The following is a 21,644-nucleotide window of genomic DNA, read 5'->3' as shown; positions in this document are numbered from 1 at the left end:
AGATTTTTTTATGGATAAGGTATTGTTGAAAGATCTGCGGAAGCAAAATAAATACACGCAATTTTTCCAAGAATGGAAGGAGCAGGAATTTCAAGCACATCCTGAGGAGCAAAAGAAAATGGATCAACTTGAGCAGCTCAGCCAGAATATCGGTATGCGGGAAGGAATGACAATTGCTTGCTTTGACTATAGAAATTTGAGTTTGGCGTTTTTTACTGGAAATGTGGAAGAATTAACAGGATATCCCGAGTCCATGTTTCGAGCCAAAGGAATGGAAACATCTTTTGCATTGATACATCCAGAGGATAGGCCAGAGCTCTTTCGGTTTCAAAAAATCGTTTTCGACAGTTTCCATCAACTCACTATGGAAGAGAAGCATACCTTTGAATTTTCATATACTACACGATGGGTTCATCGTAAAACAAACGTGATCATTTGGATGCTTGGAAAAGTGAGACCATACTTGATAGATGCAGCGGGTAATTTTGCTATGGATTTGCATATCATCATGCAACTGCATACGCCACCCCAAACAACCGGCTACGATTGGAATTATTCCTACCAGAAAGAGAATGGGACACGAATATTTGTGAGCAAGAATTCACCCAACAGCCGGGTAGTTTCTTTGACTAAAAAAGAAAAAGAGATTGTAAAGTTGATCTTGGAGGGAAAGGAGTCCAAGGAAATTGCGGAGAACTTGAATATTTCTATCAATACTGTTGGAACACATCGTAAGAACATCCTAAAAAAGCTCAAGGCAAGGAATGTGGGAGAAATGGTGAAAATATTATCAATGTATCATTTTTGATATTTCCTTGAAAATCAATGATAAGTGTGGTTAATGAACGGAATCTCTAAAAAAATAACAAAGTATTGCTTGTGATTTTATTTCTGACGCTTACCTTTGCATCCACAATTCAACTGGATCACGTTCCGGTTAATATAACGCGAGAGTAGCTCAGCTGGTAGAGCACGACCTTGCCAAGGTCGGGGTCGCGAGTTCGAATCTCGTCTCCCGCTCAAAAAGCCCTTGATTCAAGGGCTTTCTTGTTTCACGGAATTGGTAGCTTGGGAATGTCCAAGTGAAGCCTTGATTGTTTGACCCAGATCTTATCGGGAAAGACACTAAAGAGAAAATCTATATTTTAGGGTATAGATTAAGCCGGGATGGTGGAATAGGTAGACACGCAAGACTTAAAATCTTGTGACCGTAAGGTCGTGCGGGTTCGATTCCCGCTCCTGGTACATAAGCCTCGTAGAAATACGGGGCTTTTTGTGTTTAAACACTTTACTCCAACTAGGCTTAAACCATCCTCCCCAAAAACTCCCTTAAGCACTCCATTTAACAAACGTAAAGGAACTTGCATGCCTTGTTTAGAGCTTATTCTATAGAATAAAATTATATTTGGGGCGGAGGCGATTTCTTCGGTAGTGAAACCCTTGATGTGCATTTGGGTTATTTGTTCGCTCCTCCTTTTCATTCCAATAAACATTATTGATGCAAAACATTCCATTATATATTGGCAATAAGCCATTTCCAGGATCAGGTAAGAAGTTTAATAATTACAATCCAGGGACTGGGGACTTGTTAAATGAAGTGAGTAGTGCTTCTACAGCCGATTTTGAGGTAGCGATAGAATCTGCTAAACAAGGATTTAAGGTTTGGTCTGCCATGTCACCTACGGAGCGGGGTAGAATTTTACATAAGGCATCTCGACTTTTGCGCGAAAAGAACGATGAATTGGCGCTATTGGAATCTCAGGATGCGGGTAAACCTATTCGCGAAGCATTAGAGGTGGACGTGGTTTCTGGAGCAGATTGCCTGGAATATTATGCAGGTATAGCTGCTTCCATGCATGGAGATCATATTGATTTGGGCGGTGATTTTGCCTATACCCGACGAGAGCCTCTTGGGATTTGTGCAGGCATAGGAGCTTGGAATTACCCACTTCAGATTGCTTGCTGGAAATCTGCCCCTGCATTGGCTTGTGGCAATGTGATGATTTTCAAACCTGCGGAGCTCACACCGGTTACGGCCTACAAACTGGCTGAAGTTTATAAGGAGGCGGGCATGCCAGAGGGAGTTTTCAATGTAGTGCAAGGAGATGCTGAGGTAGGTCAAATGATGACTTCACATCCGGATATAGCCAAGGTGTCCATTACTGGAGAAGTAGGAACAGGGAAGAAAGTAATGGCAGCTGCGGCAGCTACCTTGAAGCATGTGACCTTGGAGCTTGGCGGGAAGTCTCCAATTATAGTTTTTGAAGATGCAGACCTAGAGGAAGCGGTGAATGGAGTTCTATTGGGTAATTTTTATACTCAAGGGGAAATCTGTAGCAATGGGACACGGGTATTTGTGCATGCTTCTATTCGTGAGAAATTCCTAGATATACTCGTAGAGCGAACCAAAAAACTGAAGGTAGGCGACCCTGCTGATCCGACTTCGCATATTGGTGCCTTGATTAATAAAAATCATTTCGATAAAGTGATGGGCTACATCGCTTTGGGTAAAGAACAAGGTGCAGAATTGATCTTTGGGGGCAACCAGGTAAATGTACCAGGATGTGAAGGCGGCTATTATGTAGAGCCAACTATTTTCGCCAGTGCTCAAGACGAGGTACGAATTGTAGAGGAGGAAATCTTCGGTCCTGTGATGTCAATACTGACTTTTTCAGAGGAAGAAGATGTTTTGCAGCGGGCGAACAATACTCCTTTTGGACTTGCGGCTGGCGTTTATACTAATGACTTAAGAAGGGCTCACCGCATGGTGGCCAGGTTGCAAGCAGGAATATGCTGGGTCAATACCTTCAATATCACCCCTGTGGAGATTCCTTTTGGCGGATACAAGCAGTCTGGTATTGGACGTGAAAACGGCTTGGCTGCGATCGAGCATTACTCCCAGCTGAAAACAGTTTATATCGCCATGAAAGACCTGGGAAACCCTTTCTAAAATTACGTTCTCTGACAAAAAAAATTGTCTAAGCGCCAAAACAAACAGTATTTATGAAATATGATTTTATAGTAGTCGGTGGTGGTTCTGCCGGGGTAATCACTGCTTATCGCCTTGCTGAAAAGAAGGCGGGAAATGTACTACTCATAGAGGCTGGAATCTCCGACGAAAAGCGTGAAGATGTACTTCAGCTGGATCAATGGCAATCGCTAATGGAAGGTGAGTTGGATTATGATTTTACGATTTCCCCACAAGCACATGGTAATTCCAATATGCGACATAGCCGTGCCAAGGTAATGGGTGGCTGCAGTTCACACAATTCCGCTATTGCTTTTAAGGCTCCAGATTATGATTTTGAGGTTTGGACTAAATTGGGATTAGAAGGCTGGAAGCCTGAAGATGTAAGGCCCTTTTACGATAAGGTTTTCGAAAAAGTCAATCTAGAATTATCCGATTCAGGTAATGCTTGTGGCCAGGCCATGATACAAGCCAGTGAAGAATACGGGATTCCTAAGCAAGATTTTATTAATGGGGAATACAAAGAAGCAGCTGGGTGGTTTTCTCTGAACAAAAAGGGGAATACCAGACATTCAAGTTCTGTAGCGTATTTGCATCCATACGATCAAATGGCCGAAAACCTTACCATTCTTACTGAAACTTTTGCGTATCGCTTACTCTTGGATTCAGACAAAAATGTGACAGGAGTAGAAACTAGCAAAGGTGTATTCTTTGCAGATAAGGAAGTTATTTTATCAGGTGGAGCATTTCAGACGCCACAGCTTTTAATGCTATCTGGCATTGGTCCGGCTAAGCATTTGAAGGAAATGGACATTCCATTGGTGGTAGATTTGCCAGGAGTGGGAAGTCATTTACTAGATCATCCTGAGGGAGTGATTATGTGGGAGGCTGCCAAGCCTGTACCTACGGAAACTGCGCAGAAGTATGAAATAGGTATTTTTAGCAAAACTGATCCTAGTTTGCCGATAGCTAACGTGATGTTCCATTTGGGTACTGAAGCTTTTGATATGCATACGGTGCCTGCAGGATTTCCTACCGCAGCGGAGGCATTTTCACTTACCCCAAACGTGATGCAGGCGAAAAGTGAAGGGATAGTCAGATTACAATCCACAAATCCAGAAGCATCGCCATTGATAGATCCTAAATACTTTACTGATCCTGAGGGTTACGATATTAAGGTGATGGTGGAAAGCATAAAAATAGCCCGTGAGATAGCCAATCAGCCGGCTCTAAAGCCTTGGATTAAGCGAGAACTTGCACCTGGACCAGCTATTCAGACTGACGAAAAAATCATAGAATACATTTACAAAACTCACAACACGGTCTATCATCCAGCAGGAACTTGCAAAATGGGAAGCGATCATGATATCAATCGGGTTACCAACAGTCGACTTCAAGTGAAAGGCATTGGTAAGCTTCGCATCGCTGATGCATCGGTTTTTCCTACCATCACCAGTGTCAATCCTAATATGACTGTTATGATGATTGGAGAGCGTTGCGCTGACTTCATCATTCAGGACTATTCTTAAATGAACTTTCCACCTTTAGCGAATCTCTTTTGGCTAAAGGTGGAAAATTTAAGTTATCCCATTTTTTGGAGCGCTAGTGGAGGACAGCTTTTCTGCGTTAACCTAGATACAACTAAGATGCTGATTAGACCACAAGCCATTGCTAAAGTTCTGAATGGAAAAAGAACCGCTCCATCAGCTTGAGTCATTGGATAAGGGAGAATAGCCTCTAATCCAAAGGCAGGTTCTCCAGCTCCAAAGCGTAAAAAAGCCGAAACAACTAATCCTGCTATGGCTCCATAGCGATTTGCTTTCTTATCGAAGAGTGCGCAAACCAACGGCGGGAAAAGAAGACAATACACTAAATCACTGCATAAAAACCAGAGCGCATAGACACTTTGCACTTGTAAGGCAATGAGTGTAGCTGCAATACCAATAATCCAGATTACTTTTTTGATGACCTTGGCTAAGGATTTTGAATCAATTTTCGGCTTATAAAGCTTGCGATATAGATTCCAAGAGGCCATAGATGAAGCCGATAGAATGGAGGAATCCACAGAAGACATGACTGCCGCCGCAATTGCGCCAAGACCAATAGTGGCTACTATAGGATTGGTGAGGTATCGTACCACGTAAGGCAATGTAAGAGCTGCATCTTCAGGTGGTGCAATGCCAAGCGCATTCCAGTCCACCACATTGCCTATCACACCGATCATAATTGCTGGAATAGCAGCGATCAAGCATACGAATCCTGCTATAATAGAAAGACGCATAGCGACTTTCTCATTTTTGGAGGCTAATACTCTCTGGAAATACACCTGCCATGGAATCCCTCCGAAGATCAGTAGTAGCGCAGAATCCCACCAGTTCCAATAATAATCTCCCCAGAGCTCATTTTTCCAACCATCTAGTGGAGGGAATAGATTGGCATAAATGCCTTTATTCTCTTGATAGGTAGCCCAAGCGTAGTCCCATCCTCCTACTTTGTCTAAGGCAAATGGAACGACTAGAATTAGTCCGAAAAACAATAAAATCATCTGGATGACATCGGTAAATGCTACCGCCCATAGTCCACCGAGCGCAGTATAGGCAATAGCGATGGCAGCTGAAAGAATAATGGAAGGGACAAAGTCCATGCCTAGCACTGTTCCGAAAGTGGTACCCAAGGCTGTAAGAATAGCTGAAGTCCAAAACAACTCGCCAGTGATCGCGGGAAGACTTAGAGCAGCTGCGACATTTTTGCCAAATCGCTGCTCCAATGGATCAATCATGGTTTTGAACTCATACCGTCTCATTTTCCGGGCAAAAAATAAACCTCCAAAGATGAGGCTTAGTGCATATCCCCATGGTGCTTGCACCCAGGCGAGTCCAGAGGAACTGGTATATTCTGCCGTACCATTGATGTAGCCTCCTCCTACCCAGGTAGCACTCATGGTGAATATAGCAACACCTAATGGAAGAGAACGCCCAGCCAGCATGACACTATCCTCGGTGTCCTGTCCTTTCATATTTGCTGCATAAGTTCCTATGTAGAAAATAGCCGCATAGAAAAACATCATTGCAATAAAACCTGGCCAATAGACAGGTCTGCCCATCCAATGCATAATGGCACCGGCGAGCAATAACACAAGCATAATAATTAATGAGGGAAGTAACTTTTTAAGCATTGGGTGGTGTGCTTTTCAAAAATGAATATTGACATGCCGATTGGAGTTGGATTTTCACAAGAGATTGAATCCAACAGAAAATATATTCGGCAAAGTGTGATTAGAGAGCTGCAAGCTACTATTTTTAATGGGAAGGATAGTCCGTTTTCCCAGTTTTACTAGGATTGCGGCCTATTGAAAGCCAAATCGAAGGTTGTTTTAACTTTAGAGTGAGATAATATTTTTATCCTCCGTATTATTTTTTTGTATTTTGAGACCTATGGAAGAATTAGAATTTTTATCAACAGACTGGCCTACAGTAAAGCATTGGCTAATTATTGGAGGCATCTCACTTGTCACTTTTTTGATTTTTCTTTTTCTAGCCAGAAAATCACGGACGCTTTTAAGTAGAAGATTAATAAAGAGAATGGATGACGATCTGCTTGCTAACTTTCTAGCTGGGATTTTTGGATCTATAGTAATTCTGATCGGCTTGTTGGTAGTTTTCCGTATCATAGGTTTGACGGGAGTTATCTCCGGCATGCTGGCAGGAGCCGGGATATCGGCCTTTATCATAGGTTTTGCACTGAAGGATATTGGGGAAAATTTCCTTGCGGGAATCATCTTGGCGTTCAAGCGTCCTTTCCGTGTCGGAGATATAGTTGATATTAATGGGATGCGCGGCCAAGTGCTTATGCTAAATCTCCGTGATACGCAGATCAAAACAGCAGATGGAAAAGATGTATTTATCCCCAATGGGATTATCCTCAAAAATCCTCTGGTCAATTTTACGATAGATGGATTTCTACGTTATGATTTTATAGTGGGCCTGGACTATGGTTCAGATTACCAAGCCGCTATTGAGGTGATTAAGTCAATAATAGTTCAGGTGCCTGGAGTCTTGGATAGCGCCAAACTGCCAGAAGTATGGGTGACTGAGATGGCCGAAAGCACGCTGAATATTCAGGTGTCTTTTTGGGTTAATACGTTTGAACGTGAGATCTCCGACGCTGTGGTGAAAAGTTCTGCGATTTTAATGGTGCTAACGGCATTAGAAAAAGGCGGCTTTAATATGCCAGCCCGTATCTTAGAATTGAAGAATTATCAGGGGAAAGAATTAAAAACCTCCGCTGCTGATTCTTTATGATTTGATGATTGCTTCTAAATCTGCCGGTGAATAGGCTACTGATTTCAGTGTTTTTCTATCTCCTTCTCTGAAAACTAAGAACAAATCTCCTTCTTTTTCATAGAAACATTCGGTGCCTTTTGCATTGTAATGCGCTACGGTTGCTTTGGCCTCGTCCTCGGTTTTACAGGCTTTGCTCATATTGGAGCGTTGCACTTCGTCAAAGAGTGTTTTGAATTTTTCTCCCAATCCAAACTCCAAAATTGCTCCTGAAAGTACGTACTGCAAGTCGCATAATGCGTCAGCTACCTCCACCAAATCATTATTTGAGATAGCTTCTTCGAGTTCTTTAAGCTCCTCCGCCAAAAGTGAAACACGTAGGTCACATCTTACTTTCTCAGGGATAGTTGGAGAAGGCAATACGGGATGTTTGAAAGTTTCGTGAAATAAAGCGACAGAAGTAAGTGACTTAGGATCTTGCATGATTTTAGAATAAATGAAAGTCTGAAATAACTAAAAAAGACCGGGATTTACCGGTCTTTTTGAAGAATATTAAAGTCTGACTTATCGTTTTCTCAGCACGACTGAGTTTTCTATGTTAGCTTCTATCTTGGCTAAAATTTCAGTGTTACCATCTGGGCTGTTCGGACGAATTTCAATTTTGCCATCATTATTAACATCTGTGGCACTGCTAAAATCAACTCCAGCGAAAAGCTTATCCATTTCAAAAGAGAGTAATAATTCAGTATTGTTTTCTACTTCAATTCCTGAATCAGATTCTGCAGCAGCTTCTATTACCTTTTCGGTTTCAGTCCAAAACTGAGTTGACTTGCCATTGATTTCTCCGGTGATCAGCAAAGATTTCTGGTACATAGGATCACCACTACTTTGAGTCTTATAAAGTGAAAAAGATACTTCTTTATAACTACCTGCTGGAGTATTCCCTTCACCTACCAAAGAAACCTTAGTTTCTCCATTTGATATCAATTTAAGGGATTTTTGCTCTGAGGACGATCTTTGTAAATCTGCGTTTAAAGCCGTCGTAAGCTGTATTCCTCCTAAATCAATTCCAGCTATTAAATCTGCGGCAGCATAGTACTTCATTTCTACATCTCGAGTTCCTACTGTAAATTCTTTCACAGTGAATCCGCTAATTGTAAACCTACCATTTTCAGAGGTGCTTGAAGTAGGCTGTGTAGTTGTGGCTTTCAATGAAGCCTGAGTTTCAGATTCAGAAATTGGCTTTTCATCTTCTGATTGGCAAGAAAATAATCCCAAACCTGCTGGTAATACTATTGCAGCAAAGGCTATTTTTCCAATATTCAATTTCATAAGTTTTAAAATTTTGATTCCTGTTGCCTTTTCAACACAAATGCCATTTCGAAACTTTTCTGCTTAGCTAGCTAGTTTCAGCTGGATGGGGATAGGCATTTTTGTAAAATTTGAAATGTCTCAGCTTATCTCTTAGGCATAAAAAAAGAACAAATGGAACTCTTTTAGCTTGGAATAAGTGCTTGATAAAAAGGAAAGTAGATCAAGTAGTGAAATTAGATTCCACTTTTTAATTCTTTTGATGTGACTAGATTAATCTTACCTGATCGTGTTTTTTACAATAATCAAAAGAATGATTTTTCAATTGTATTGAGATTATTTAGATCTGGGATTCGTAAACAAATCTTTGTAGAATTTATTAACAAGTTGTTGCACTAAAGGGCAAAATTGAGATGTATTTGAAGGAAGGGAGCCGTTTTTTAAGAATGAGCTCATTGAACTATTCGGTTTAAATTTGGCTGGGGGTTTTGCTAAATCATAATTATCTGACGGATTTTAAATTGAGAATCAGACAATAAGTCTGTTTTTGTGACAAGATGTTTAAGTTTGTGTTTAAACATTGGCTTGGATGGGTTTTTGTCCCAATGTCTACAACAATTTTCCATGGAAATTTCATTTTACAAATATCAGGGAACTGGCAATGACTTCGTCATGATCGATGATCGTGCGCAGAAGTTTGATGATTCGGATTTGAAGTTAGTCAGTAAGCTATGCGACCGAAAGTTTGGTGTAGGTGCTGATGGGTTGATTTTGATCCGTAATCATGTAGCGTATGATTTTGAGATGATCTATTTCAATGCAGACGGAAGTCAGAGTATGTGCGGTAACGGCGCGAGATGCGCAGTTGCCTTTTCGGCGTTTCTGGGGATTTTGCAAGAGAAGACAAGTTTCCTAGCGATTGACGGACCACATGAAGCCATTCTGAAGGATGGATTGGTGCAACTTCTGATGGGAGATGTAGCTGGAATAGATGAAAAAGAGGATGATTTCTTTGTCAATACCGGCTCGCCACATCACATTCGTTTTGTCCAAGAGGTGGAGAATTACCCGGTTTTTGAAGAAGGCAAAAAGGTCAGGTATGACCAAATGTATGCTCCTGCTGGCACAAATGTCAATTTCGTGGAAAAAGTAAGTGCAGATGAAATCTTCGTTCGTACCTATGAAAGAGGCGTGGAGGATGAGACGCTCTCCTGTGGTACTGGAGTGACGGCGGCAGCAATAGCCTTCGGTAAAGGGCAGCCTACTGCAACGATTAACATCAAGACCCTCGGAGGCCAATTAGCTGTAAAATTTAAATCCTCCAGAAACGGAGCATTTAAAGAAGTATGGCTGATAGGACCTGCGGAGCAGGTTTTTGCCGGAAAAATAAGTGTTTAGCCAATCATTAGAGTTCTTCTCCGATGATCTGGTTTTATTATCAATTATAACAAAAAGGGCTTAATTTTGAAGCCCCAAGAAGAATTACAATAAGCTAGCATGTTAGATATAATAGCAAAAGGACTTGCAAAAGTATTTGGAACCAAGTCCGACAGAGATATCAAAGAACTTCTTCCGATCGTTACTCAGATCAATGAAGTTTTTTCTGGATTAAAGAGCCTCAGTGATGATCAATTGCGAGCTAAAACCGAAGAAATCAAAGCCGAAATCGATGCTTATCTGAAGGAATTCGATGATAAGATCATTACTATTAGAGCTAAGGTCGACGAGTTGCCAATAAAAGCAATTCATGAAAAAGACCAGCTTTTCAATCAGATAGATCAGATCGAAAAAGAACGAAATGAAGCGTTGGAAGTGGTTTTAGAGAAGGTTTTGCCAAAAGCTTTCGCAGTGGTGAAAGAGACCGCAAGACGCTTTAAAGAAAATGGAAAGCTAGTTGTGAAGGCATCTGACCGTGATCGGGAATTCTCGGCAAATAAGCCTCATGTGGAGATCCAGGGCGAAGATGCAATCTGGCATGGCAAGTGGATGGCCGCAGGTACTGAAGTTGTTTGGGACATGATTCATTACGATGTGCAGCTGATCGGCGGTATGGTGCTTCACAAAGGGAAAATAGCCGAAATGGCGACTGGTGAAGGTAAAACGTTGGTTTCCACTCTTCCAGCTTACCTCAATGCTCTGGCTGGACGTGGTGTTCACATCGTCACAGTGAATGATTACCTGGCTAAGCGTGACTCCGAATGGAATGCGCCACTTTTTGAATTCCACGGATTGAGTGTGGATTGTATAGATAAATTTTCACCTAACTCAGCAGGGCGTAAGAAAGCCTACAGATCTGATATCGTCTATGGTACCAATAATGAGTTTGGCTTCGATTACCTAAGAGACAACATGGCTCGTGAAGCGGGCGATTTAGTTCAAGGAAAGCATCACTTTGCAATGATAGATGAGGTCGATTCCGTGTTGATTGATGATGCGAGAACGCCATTGATTATTTCTGGCCCCGTGCCAAAAGGGGATGTACATGAGTTTGATGACATGAAGCCTAGGGTTTCTACCCTAGTAGATGAGCAGCGTAAGTTGGTTCAGGGCTTCCTGAGCTCTGCCAAGAAAATGATTGCTGATGGTAAGGATAAAGAAGGTGGTTTGGCTTTGTTCCGTGCTTTTCGTGGAATACCGAAATATAAGCCATTGATCAAATACCTCTCTGAACCCGGCATGCGAGTGATTCTTCAGAAGACGGAGAATCATTATTTGCAGGATAATAAGCGTCAAATGCCTGAAGCAGATGAGCCGCTTTTTTTTACAATAGATGAAAAAACAAACGTAGTCGATTTGACGGATCGAGGTATAGAGACGATGACTACTAAGAATGAAAATGCAGAGTTTTTCATCCTTCCGGATATTGGGATTTTAATCGCCGATTTGGAAAAAGCAGAAGGAGTCTCAGATACTGAGAAACTTGTTCGTAAGGAGGAAGCAATCAAAGATTATAGCATCAAAGCACAACGTATTCATACCGTAAATCAATTGCTGAAGGCATATTGCATGTTTGAGCGGGACACAGAATATATTTTGGTGGATGGTAAAGTGAAGATCGTCGATGAGCAGACAGGACGTGTGATGGAAGGGCGTAGGTATTCTGACGGACTGCATCAGGCGATCGAGGCAAAGGAAAATGTGAAGGTGGAAGATGCTACCCAAACCTACGCGACGATTACGCTTCAAAACTACTTCAGAATGTATCACAAACTGGCTGGAATGACCGGTACAGCCGAGACCGAAGCTGGTGAGTTTTGGGAAATATACAAACTGGATGTAGTAGTAATTCCTACAAATAGACCGATAATCCGAGATGACCGGGACGATAAAGTTTATAAAACCGTTCGTGAGAAATTTAATGCAGTTGGCGATGAGATCAATGAGTTAGTCGCTGCTGGAAGGCCTGTATTGGTGGGTACCACTTCGGTAGAAATTTCTGAGGTACTTAGTAGAATGCTGACCTTAAAGAAAATTCCCCATCAAGTATTGAATGCGAAGCAGCATGCTAGAGAAGCTGACGTAGTGGCAATTGCTGGTCAAGCCGGTACAGTAACTATTGCAACCAACATGGCTGGTCGTGGTACAGATATTAAATTATCACCCGAGGCAAAAAAAGCAGGAGGTTTGGCAATTATCGGTACAGAACGCCATGAATCCCGTCGTGTAGATAGACAGCTTCGAGGTAGATCTGGTCGTCAGGGTGATGTGGGATCTTCGCAGTTTTTTGTGTCTTTGGAAGATAGCTTGATGCGTCTTTTCGGTTCGGAGCGTATCGCAAAATTGATGGATAGAATGGGCCTTGAAGAAGGTGAAGTAATACAGCATAGCATGATTTCTAAGTCTATCGAACGTGCACAGCGTAAGGTGGAGGAAAATAACTTTGGCACCAGAAAGAGACTACTTGAATACGATGACGTGATGAACTCACAGCGTGAAGTAGTGTATAAGAGAAGGAGAAATGCGCTGGAAGGGGATCGACTAGAGCTGGATATTTTGAATATTCTTTATGATGTCTGCGAAGGTCTTGTGGATATGGGCAAGCTTAATGCAGATCCTGAGGATTTCAGAATGAACGTATTCACTACCTTAGGTGTGGATCAAAATGTAACTGAAAATGAGCTTAAAGAAAAAGATGCTGGTCAATTGACTCAGGAGTTATATACCCTAGCTTTTGAAACGTATCAAAAGAAAAGCGAAGGGATGATGAGCACCGCCCTTCCGATTTTCAAGCGAGTGCAGGATGAAAGAGGAGCCACAGTAAAGGATATCATGGTGCCGATTTCTGATGGCATCAAGCAAATCGGTGTAGTAGCAAATCTTGAAGCCACTGTGAATTCGGAAGGAAGAGAATTAGTGAGAGCGATCGAGAAAAACGTATCGCTTGCCATCATTGATCAAAACTGGAAAGAGCATCTAAGAGACATGGATGACTTGAAGCAGTCGGTACAAAATGCCGTTTATGAGCAAAAAGATCCTCTTTTGATCTATAAGTTTGAGGCATTTGAAATGTTTAAGCGCTTTATCGGCAAGCTGAATGAAGATATGACTACTTTCTTAACTAGAGCGGATTTGCCTAAGCAAGATCCAAATCAAGTACATGCTGCAGCTCCACAGCAAAAAGCCGAGGCGCAAATACAAGCGTCCAAAGCTGATGCTGGAAGCAGCTTAAACCCGGGTGCCAACCGTGCTGCTGCAGCCGCTTCCCATGCGGGGAGACCTGCTCCTCAAGTGGTGGCTCCGAGGAAATCGGATAAAGCGTTCGGAAGAAATGATAAAGTTTCTGTTCAGTACACGAACGGAACCACCAAAAATGATGTGAAATACAAAAGTGTGGAACAAGATGTGCAGGAAGGGAAATGTGTGGTCATTGATAATTAAACAACGCATGAAGATATACTGGATTATTGGGTTAGTATTGATATTGGCAAGTTGCAAGACGAGTCGCAAATCATCAAATTCTGCAACAAGCTATGCGAATTACCAGGAAAATTTGAATCCTTCCCTCCCAGTCTATCCAGATTATCGTGCACAGATGAATGCAAAATCATCGCTAGTCTCAGCAGAACCTACAGAAGCGATTGATCGTCAATTGGATCAGGTACAGGCAAGTTTGATCAGTAAGAATAAGTCTGAGCCCTACTTTAATGGATATTCTGTCTTGGTCTATTCGGGAATTGATCGCAACCAGGCATTCAAAACCCGAGATGATTTAGCCATGAATTTCCCTGATCTTCTTCCCGAAATGCAATATGAGCAGCCAAGGTATTTCGTGAAAGTTGGAAAATTTGCCCACAAAATAGAAGCTCAAAAGAGCTTTTCAGAAGTAAAAATGCAATTCCCCACAGCTAGGATTATTCAAGATCGCTTTCAGCGTGAAGAATTCAAAACGCTAAATGAACTCAACCAAGAAAATGCTGAAGGACAAAATTAAATCTCTGGCGAAGGCCTACAAAGAAGAAGTAATTGCAAACCGTCGCCACCTTCATGCGAACCCTGAGCTTTCCTTTCAAGAATACAATACCTCAAAGTTTGTAAAGGAAAAACTTCAAGAAATAGGAATTACAACGATTGAATCGAAGGCAGACACGGGTTGGGCTGCTTTAATAGAAGGAAAAAACCCTAGTAGGCGAGTCATAGCGCTTCGTGCAGATATGGATGCCTTGCCGATTATCGAGGCAAATGATGTCCCGTATAAATCTCAAAACCCGGGTGTGATGCATGCCTGTGGCCATGATGTGCATACTGCTTCATTATTAGGAGCAGCCAAAATTCTAAATGAAGTCAAAAATGACTTCGAAGGAACGATCAAGTTGATTTTTCAACCGGGTGAGGAAGTGGCTCCAGGAGGGGCTTCCTTGATGATCGCGGATAAAGTACTTGAAAATCCCCGACCAAATGGAATTATTGGTCAGCACGTGATGCCTTTTATAGAAGTGGGCAAAGTCGGATTCCGACCTGGAATTTACATGGCCAGTGCTGATGAACTCTACGTGACAGTAAAGGGCAAAGGTGGTCATGCTGCCATGCCTGAGACCTTGATAGATCCTATTTTGATCGCTTCTCATATGATAGTTGCTTTGCAGCAAGTAGTCAGTAGAGCCGCTAGTCCAAAGATCCCTTCAGTTCTTTCCTTTGGAAGAGTGGAGGCATTAGGTGCTACCAATGTGATTCCTAATGAAGTGAAGATTCAAGGAACTTTCCGGACGCTTGATGAAGACTGGAGAGCAAAAGCTCACGAGAAAATGCGCTCTATTGCCAAGGGCATTGTAGAGGGAATGGGTGGTGAAGTAGACTTTGACATCAAGAAAGGGTATCCATTTTTGAAAAATGATCCAGAACTGACCTACAGGTCACATCAGGCAGCTGTAGACTATCTCGGTGAAGAGAATGTACTCGATTTGGATATTTGGATGGCTGCTGAGGATTTTGCTTTCTATTCTCAGGAAGTTGAAGGTTGTTTCTACCGATTAGGTACACGAAATGAAGCCAAAGGAATAACCTCTGGGGTTCATACACCTACTTTTGATATTGATGAAGATGCTTTGGAAGTTGGTGTAGGATTGATGGCATTCTTGGCTGTTTCTGAGCTCGCAAAAGGGTAAACTTCCGGTAACTTTCCTTCTGCTTTTTAGCTTTATCTTTCCGCTTTCTCCCCAACTTCCAAAATGAAAAAACTCCTGACAACTTCAATTTTTGTTTTTCTTTTAGCTACCCAAACCTTTGCTTGGGGACAATTAGGCCACTACTTGATCGGCTATATGGCAGAGAAGCAAATGAAGCGCTCTGTCCGTAAAAAAGTCGAAAAAGTACTTTATCCTATGTCTGTAGGCAGAAGCGGAACGTGGATGGATGAGATCAGATCGGATCATGCTTTTGATTATGCCTCTTCCTGGCATTATATGACAAGCATAAGCGGAGAATATGACGAATCGATTCAGGAAAAAGGCGGAAATATTTATGCTGAGATCAATCGCATCAAAAACGAGTTGAAAGCAGGAAATCTTGAGTCTGGGAAGGAAGCAGAATTGCTTAAAATACTCATTCACATGGTAGAGGATATCCATCAACCATTGCACGTGGGTACCGGTGAAGATAGGGGCGGCAATGATGTGAAGCTTGAATATTTTGGGAGGGATACCAATCTACATGCGGTATGGGATAGCGGAATCATTGACGGCAAATCGATGAGCTATACTGAAATTGGAGATGAGCTTTCCAAAAGAGTAAATAAGGAAGTGATCACGAGATATCGTGCAGGGAGCATGCAGGATTGGCTGACAGAAGCTGTGGCCGCAAGACCAACAGTTTATAATCTACCTGAGAATAAGAAAATCTCCTACGTATATGGCTATGAAAGCACGCAGCTGTTAGAAGAAAGATTAATTGCTGCCAGCGTGAGATTAGCCCAGATTTTGGAAGAAATATATGGATAGGGAAAAAATATTCGTTTAAATGCCGGTGGACTATTGATGACCGACGGCATTTTTTATATTTTACTAGTCGTAAATGCTAATAAATGCGGAGACTTCTCACCCTTAGTCTAATTTTTTTTCTTATTGGTTCCAGTTCTTTTTCTCAAGATCTCAGGAAAAGATTGGGGAGAACTAATATCAATGCTGACTCAGCAGCTATTATTTTCGAGCTCGAGAAGGAGAATCTGCATACCGCCAATGATAGTGGGCTTTATTACTTTTTTAAGGCGGAGAAATATAATCGGGACTTTGAAAATGTGATCGCGCACGAAACCTTCTTAAAAAGCGCTTCACTGCTGGATGCTAAGCAAAGCAATGACCTGATCAGTCTATGTTATATCCGACTGAACCGATTGGAGGCTAATTCAGGCAATTGGGATAAGGCGTTGCTTTACTCTCAAAAAGGCTTGGAAAATGCTACCGCTGGACTGGATAGCAACTATATGGGTTATGCTCTTTTGGATATTTCTGTGGTTTATCATGACATGGAAGATTATGCGAGGGGCGTCGTATATGGTAAGAAAGCACATGAATTACTCACACATTTTAACAAAGCAAACCCAACATTTATCGCCTATTCGTTGAATGCAATTGCAATCAATTTTGATGATTGGGACAAGCCGGATTCAGCACTATTTTACCATTACAAAATCTTCGATAATATCAATAAACTGGATAGTTCTCGAATCTCTTTCACCTTCAATAATATTGGCAATACGCTCCTAAAGCAAAAAAAATATGGTGAAGCAGAATCATGGATTCAGACGGCTGTCAAATTGAACATGAAGGATCAGGATGAGTATAGTTTGGCGGCAAACTATACCAATCTTGCTTCCATTGGATACAAGCTGCGGGACTTTCCGAAAGCTGAAATTTTGATGGATTCTGCCTACAAATATGTGGAGCAAAGTCAATCCACAGAGAAAATGAGAGATTACCTAGAGGAGCAATATCGCTTTCATAAAGCCAAAGGCGAGCTTACCTCAGCGATGGATTACCTGGAGCAATATTCCACGCTGAAGGATTCTATCTTCAAAGAAGATCGTGTCAAAATGCTAGGAGAATTGGAAGCGAAGTATCAGGTTCAAACCAAGGAGCGGGAATTGGCCGAATCCCGAGCGGCACTTGTGGAGCATGAGTTACTGGCTGAAAACCGCAATAATCAGCTATTGCTTTTGGTAGTGTTTGTGCTTATCATTTTGGGACTGGGCTTTTTCGTTTATTATAGACAGAAGACCAAAAACAGACACTTGGAGCAGGAAGCGAAATTTCAGCAAATCTATGCGGAGCAGGATACGCAAAAGCAGCTTCATGAGCAGCGAAATAGGATATCCTCCGACCTTCATGATAATATTGGAGCGCAATTGACTTTCATTGTTTCTTCATTGGATAATTTGAAATTTTATGAGTTAAGCAAGGAAAAAATGGCGAGCAAAATTGATCAGATTTCAGCGTTCACAGTAGAGACGGTGAATGAACTTCGTGATACAATCTGGGCGCTGAACAAGGACAATATCAGCTTAGGTGATTTGCAGAGCCGATTGGCGGGATTAATTGCCAAAGCCAAAGTTGCGTGTCCACAGATTGATTTTGAGCTAGAAATAGCAGCTGACTTGAAAAAGGATTTGTTGCTCAATTCGATGGAAGGAGTAAATTATTACCGGGTAGCTCAGGAAGCACTGAATAATGCAATCAAGCATGCAGAAGCAGATCGGGTGAAGATCGTTTTTACATGGCAGAATGGTCACATTCGGGTTTGTATAGAAGATAATGGCAAAGGCCTAACGCAGAAAGGTATAGGAAATGGATTGGGTAATATGAGGAACAGGGCTGAGCGGATCGGAAGGGAATTGAAAATCGATTCGGCTATTGGCAAAGGCACTCAAGTTTGTATATTTTAGGTGCTTGTAAACCCTTAATTCTATGTCTATTAAGATAGCAATTGCCGAAGACAACAGTTTTTTACTCAAAGCAATTATTGAAAAGCTTTCATTTTTTGAAAAAATAGAGGTGAAATATGCAGCTTATAATGGTCTGGAGCTCTTGGAAAAATTGGAGAAGGATTCGAATGTTCATCTGATCTTGATGGATATCGAGATGCCCAAAATGAATGGGATTGATACCGTCGCTCAGGTTTCTCAAAAGTATCCGCAGATTAAAACGATTATGCTCACGGTATTTGATGACGATGAATATATTTTCAAGGCAATTCAAGCAGGAGCCAGCGGCTATTTTCTCAAAGAGGTAGATCCAAAAACACTGCATCAAGGTATATTAGATACCATAGAGGGTGGTGCTGCGATGACTCCGTCAGTTGCTATGAAAGCACTGAAACTACTTCGAAACCCACCTGATTTCTCCGAACCTGTGGAAAATATAAAATTAACAGCAAGGGAAAACGAGGTCTTGGAACAGATCTCAAAAGGGCTGAATTACAATCAGATCGGAGAAAACTTATTTGTTTCTCCCAAAACTGTCCGAAAACACATCGAAAACATCTACCGAAAATTACAGGTTCACAGTAAGCTGGAAGCCGTGCAGAAGGCTGTGAAAAACCGGATTATTGGAGGATAAAGTAGATAAGCTGATCAATGATGACCCTTATTCAAAGCAAAACGGGAATGGATTCTAAAGTTCAATTGAAATTTTGACTTTGCCACCAAGTCCTTTTTCCACAATATCAAATAGGGTTTTCAAAGTCAAATTGCTTCCATTATTTTCAATTCTTGAAATATATTCACGCTTTCTATCCACGAGTTCTGCAAGTTCAGATTGAGTTAATTTTCTTTCTTCACGAGCTTTTCTCAGAAGTAAACCAATCTGGAAACTTTCAAAATCTCTATCCAATTGATCGCGACGCTCAGTTCCTTTTGAGCCATAAACGTCATTTTTAATATCTTTCCAGGTTTTAGTTTCCATGTCTATCTTGTTTTTTGCTCGTAATATTCAGCCATTAGTTTTAACGCTTTTTCAATTTCACGTTTTGGCGTTTTTTTAGGTTTTTTCTGAAATTCATTTAACAGAATTACTAATATTCCATGATCGAAGAAGCAGAAAACACGCCAGATATTAGAACCTAATTGAATTCTGGCTTCATACAATCCATCAGTGCCGACAAGGAATTTGAGATAGTTTTGAGGAACTCGCTCTAAAGTTTCTATGGCTTCAATTATTTTGAATATTTTACCCTGAACCTTTTAAGGTTGAGAGACTAGGAAATCTTCAAAATAACTTTTAAAAGCTATTACCTCTCTAACTTTCATCCCCAAAGGGAACTTATAAGTTACAAATACGCTACTATTTCCTCATATCCCTTCAAATAACCCTCCCAATCCCTGAGCTGGCTTTATTTTCAAATGCGTATAGGCCAGTTCTGTTGCCATACGACCCCGAGCGGTTCTCTTTAGGTAGCCTTCTTGTATTAAAAATGGTTCGTAAACTTCCTCGATAGTCTCGGCTTCTTCCCCGCAAGCCGTGGCAATCGTGCTCAGACCTACTGGTCCTCCTTTGAACTTCTCTATAATGGTCAGCAGGATCCGATTATCCATTTCATCCAACCCATTCACATCCACATCAAGTGCATCAAGTGCGATCTTGGAGATTTCTAGCGTGATAGTTCCATCTCCTTTTACTTCAGCGAAGTCACGGGTTCTTCGGAGCAGCATATTGGCAATTCTTGGTGTGCCTCTGCTCCTTCTTGCTATTTCATAAGCGGCGACTTCATCGATTGGAGTCTTCAAAATACCTGCAGAGCGCGTAACAATATCTGTCAATAATTTGGCATCGTAGTATTCCAATCTGGAATTGATACCAAATCTCGCCCGAAGAGGAGAGGTCAATAAACCTGAGCGAGTGGTAGCACCAATCAAGGTAAATGGACTCAGTGAAATCTGAACTGATCGGGCATTGGGGCCTGAATCCAGCATAATATCAATCCTGAAATCCTCCATAGCCGAATACAAGTATTCCTCCACAATGGGATTTAATCTATGAATCTCATCGATAAAAAGCACATCACCTTCTTCCAGATTTGTGAGCAAGCCAGCCAGATCAGAGGGCTTATCTAGTACAGGACCCGAGGTGATTTTGATACCGGCATGCAGTTCATTTGCAATAATGTAACTCAGTGTGGTTTTGCCCAAGCCGGGAGGCCCATGTAGAAGTACATGATCCAATGGCTCATTTCTATTCTTTGCCGCCAGTACAAACACGCGTAAATTATCCACGATTTTGAACTGTCCAGTAAAATCCTCAAAGCTTAAGGGCCGTAAAGCCTTTTCGAAATCCTTGTCCTTTGGGCTTAGACTTTCATCTTCCCCGCTTAAATAATCTTCTCTCATAGTTAATCCGTACGCTCACAAATATAGAAAAATACGAATGCCTTCACTCGCATTTTTGAATACTCGGCATTCCTGCGAAACTGAAAAATAAGCCTTAAATTCGCTTTCAAATCCCCAAAATTATGCGCCAAAACGCCCGAAAAAACATTATATATTCTATTGTACTCCTTACCGCCATTATGCTTGTTTACTCATGGCGTAATCGTGATAAGACAGAGATGGCTTTGAAGGAAACTACCGTTGCTGTTGCTGGTAAAATGACGATTTCGGGTAAAACCATGGGCACGACTTATAACATTACGTACATGGATCAGGAGAGTAGGGACTTGCAATCATCCATTGATTCACTTTTGGTTGTTTTTAATCAAAGCCTTTCCACCTACATTCCTAATTCAGAACTTAGTCAATTCAATCAAGGTGACACTCTGGAGTTCAAATTACCCTATTTATTGCCTGTGCTAGAAGCTTCCAAAAAAGTCTTTGAAAATACTAATGGAGCGTTTGATCCAACTGTAGGACCGCTTGTAAATATTTGGGGTTTTGGCCCGGGAGGTCCAGAACTAAAGGACAGTGTGGATATTAAAAATCTGCTCGCGACAGTTGGCTTTTCAAAAATTGAATTTGACCAGAAGCAGCTTCGCAAAAAAGTAGCTGGGATTTATTTGGATTTTTCAGCTATCGCAAAAGGCTATGGATCGGATGTGGTCGCTGATTATTTGATAACCAAAGGAATAGTAAATTACTTGGTAGAAATAGGCGGCGAGCTAGTTGCTAATGGGGTGAATGATAAAGGCGAGCTTTGGAAGGTGGGAGTAAATCGTCCGGAGGTATCTGCAAATGCATCTGACCTGATCAGCATCATTGCATTGCAAAACCGAGGAATGGCTACGTCTGGGAACTATCGCAATTTTTATGTGCGGGACTCCGTAAAAATCTCTCATACTATAAACCCAGCGACGGGATATCCTGTAAATCATTCTTTGCTCAGCGCTACGGTCTTGGCGGATAATTGTATGATGGCAGATGCTTATGCCACGGCCATGATGGTGTTGGGAAAAGATGAGGCTATTAAATTGGATGAAAGATTGGAAGAAATTGAAGTGTTCTTAATCTACGATGATGGAATGGGAGGATTTAAGACTTTTGCGAGCGAAAGCTTAAAGCCATTCTTGTCTTTTCCTCAGGAGAATTAATTTTAAATGCAACATTATTGAATTTTATTACCTTTGCCAGAGTTATTACTTTTTCCTTTTCAATAGAAAAAAGGAAAGGA

The 21,644-nt window shown here is 41.5% G+C and carries 17 protein-coding genes, 2 tRNA genes and 1 pseudogene; 14 read left to right on the top strand and 6 right to left on the bottom strand.

Annotation, left to right across the window (positions count from 1 at the left end):
* Positions 1-10 precede the first annotated feature (10 nt).
* The 5 genes from U3A58_RS00595 (at position 11) to U3A58_RS00575 (ending at position 4,497) form a co-directional block, all read left to right on the top strand.
* On the top strand, positions 11-808 hold the full coding sequence (locus tag U3A58_RS00595; RefSeq protein WP_323821429.1) for a LuxR C-terminal-related transcriptional regulator: 798 nt from the start codon (positions 11-13) through the stop codon (positions 806-808).
* A 139-nt stretch (positions 809-947) separates the two neighbouring features.
* Positions 948-1,020: transfer RNA gene (locus U3A58_RS00590), tRNA-Gly, on the top strand.
* Positions 1,021-1,161: 141 nt separating this feature from the next.
* A tRNA-Leu gene (locus tag U3A58_RS00585) sits at positions 1,162-1,245 on the top strand.
* 253 nt (positions 1,246-1,498) lie between these two features.
* Positions 1,499-2,950: a betaine-aldehyde dehydrogenase gene (gene betB, locus U3A58_RS00580; RefSeq protein WP_323821428.1), complete on the top strand. Its 1,452-nt coding sequence runs from the start codon at positions 1,499-1,501 to the stop codon at positions 2,948-2,950.
* Positions 2,951-3,003: 53 nt separating this feature from the next.
* On the top strand, positions 3,004-4,497 hold the full coding sequence (locus U3A58_RS00575) for a GMC family oxidoreductase (protein ID WP_323821427.1): 1,494 nt from the start codon (positions 3,004-3,006) through the stop codon (positions 4,495-4,497).
* 53 nt (positions 4,498-4,550) lie between these two features.
* Here U3A58_RS00575 and U3A58_RS00570 read toward each other — a convergent pair whose 3' ends face one another.
* The gene (locus U3A58_RS00570; RefSeq protein ID WP_323821426.1) at positions 4,551-6,143 is read right to left on the bottom strand and encodes a high affinity choline transporter 1; all 1,593 of its coding nucleotides are present in this window, start codon (positions 6,141-6,143) and stop codon (positions 4,551-4,553) included.
* A 259-nt stretch (positions 6,144-6,402) separates the two neighbouring features.
* Between U3A58_RS00570 and U3A58_RS00565 the strand changes: the two genes are divergently transcribed.
* On the top strand, positions 6,403-7,269 hold the full coding sequence (locus tag U3A58_RS00565; protein WP_323821425.1) for a mechanosensitive ion channel family protein: 867 nt from the start codon (positions 6,403-6,405) through the stop codon (positions 7,267-7,269).
* Here U3A58_RS00565 and U3A58_RS00560 read toward each other — a convergent pair.
* Together U3A58_RS00560 and U3A58_RS00555 are read right to left on the bottom strand one after the other, a co-directional pair.
* Positions 7,264-7,731, bottom strand: coding sequence for a nucleoside triphosphate pyrophosphohydrolase family protein (locus tag U3A58_RS00560; protein WP_323821424.1), 468 nt, complete (start codon positions 7,729-7,731; stop codon positions 7,264-7,266). The genes U3A58_RS00565 and U3A58_RS00560 overlap by 6 nt on opposite strands.
* An 81-nt stretch (positions 7,732-7,812) precedes the next feature.
* Complete coding sequence (locus U3A58_RS00555; protein WP_323821423.1) at positions 7,813-8,580, bottom strand: hypothetical protein; 768 nt, start codon at positions 8,578-8,580, stop codon at positions 7,813-7,815.
* A gap of 603 nt (positions 8,581-9,183) precedes the next feature.
* Here U3A58_RS00555 and dapF point away from each other — a divergent pair.
* From dapF to U3A58_RS00520, 7 genes are all read left to right on the top strand, one after another.
* Complete coding sequence (dapF, locus tag U3A58_RS00550; RefSeq protein WP_323821422.1) at positions 9,184-9,957, top strand: diaminopimelate epimerase; 774 nt, start codon at positions 9,184-9,186, stop codon at positions 9,955-9,957.
* 99 nt (positions 9,958-10,056) lie between these two features.
* Positions 10,057-13,437 carry a preprotein translocase subunit SecA gene (secA, locus tag U3A58_RS00545; RefSeq protein ID WP_323821421.1) on the top strand — a complete coding sequence of 1,127 codons (3,381 nt, stop codon included), beginning with the start codon at positions 10,057-10,059 and terminating at the stop codon, positions 13,435-13,437.
* A gap of 7 nt (positions 13,438-13,444) precedes the next feature.
* Entirely contained in the window at positions 13,445-13,990 is a 546-nt protein-coding gene (locus U3A58_RS00540; protein ID WP_323821420.1) for a hypothetical protein, read from the top strand.
* Positions 13,971-15,161, top strand: coding sequence for a M20 metallopeptidase family protein (locus U3A58_RS00535; RefSeq protein WP_323821635.1), 1,191 nt, complete (start codon positions 13,971-13,973; stop codon positions 15,159-15,161). Before U3A58_RS00540 ends, U3A58_RS00535 begins: the two co-directional genes overlap by 20 nt.
* A 63-nt stretch (positions 15,162-15,224) precedes the next feature.
* Positions 15,225-15,992, top strand: a complete 768-nt coding sequence (locus U3A58_RS00530; protein WP_323821419.1) for a S1/P1 nuclease — start codon at positions 15,225-15,227, stop codon at positions 15,990-15,992.
* 161 nt (positions 15,993-16,153) lie between these two features.
* Positions 16,154-17,932 (top strand): tetratricopeptide repeat-containing sensor histidine kinase, encoded by a 1,779-nt coding sequence (locus U3A58_RS00525; protein WP_323821418.1) that lies wholly within the window; start codon positions 16,154-16,156, stop codon positions 17,930-17,932.
* A 22-nt stretch (positions 17,933-17,954) separates the two neighbouring features.
* Positions 17,955-18,605, top strand: a complete 651-nt coding sequence (locus tag U3A58_RS00520; RefSeq protein WP_323821417.1) for a response regulator transcription factor — start codon at positions 17,955-17,957, stop codon at positions 18,603-18,605.
* Between the two features lie 54 nt (positions 18,606-18,659).
* On the opposite strand, the gene U3A58_RS00515 is transcribed toward U3A58_RS00520, so the two are convergent.
* The 3 genes and pseudogenes from U3A58_RS00515 to ruvB all read right to left on the bottom strand — a co-directional run bounded on the left by U3A58_RS00515 (position 18,660) and on the right by ruvB (position 20,371).
* The gene (locus U3A58_RS00515) at positions 18,660-18,950 is read right to left on the bottom strand and encodes a helix-turn-helix domain-containing protein (RefSeq protein ID WP_323821416.1); all 291 of its coding nucleotides are present in this window, start codon (positions 18,948-18,950) and stop codon (positions 18,660-18,662) included.
* Positions 18,951-18,952: 2 nt separating this feature from the next.
* A pseudogene (locus tag U3A58_RS00510) lies at positions 18,953-19,216 on the bottom strand (type II toxin-antitoxin system RelE/ParE family toxin); the annotation flags it as partial.
* 120 nt (positions 19,217-19,336) lie between these two features.
* Positions 19,337-20,371 carry a Holliday junction branch migration DNA helicase RuvB gene (gene ruvB, locus U3A58_RS00505; protein ID WP_323821415.1) on the bottom strand — a complete coding sequence of 345 codons (1,035 nt, stop codon included), beginning with the start codon at positions 20,369-20,371 and terminating at the stop codon, positions 19,337-19,339.
* Positions 20,372-20,493: 122 nt separating this feature from the next.
* Here ruvB and U3A58_RS00500 point away from each other — a divergent pair, with 122 nt between their 5' ends.
* Positions 20,494-21,564 carry an FAD:protein FMN transferase gene (locus U3A58_RS00500; RefSeq protein ID WP_323821414.1) on the top strand — a complete coding sequence of 357 codons (1,071 nt, stop codon included), beginning with the start codon at positions 20,494-20,496 and terminating at the stop codon, positions 21,562-21,564.
* Positions 21,565-21,644 lie beyond the last annotated feature (80 nt).

The organism is Algoriphagus persicinus, assembly GCF_035156415.1.
GTDB lineage: Bacteria > Bacteroidota > Bacteroidia > Cytophagales > Cyclobacteriaceae > Algoriphagus > Algoriphagus persicinus.
Note: the sequence above shows the minus strand (reverse complement) of the source record. Positions and strands in the feature narration are given on the sequence as shown.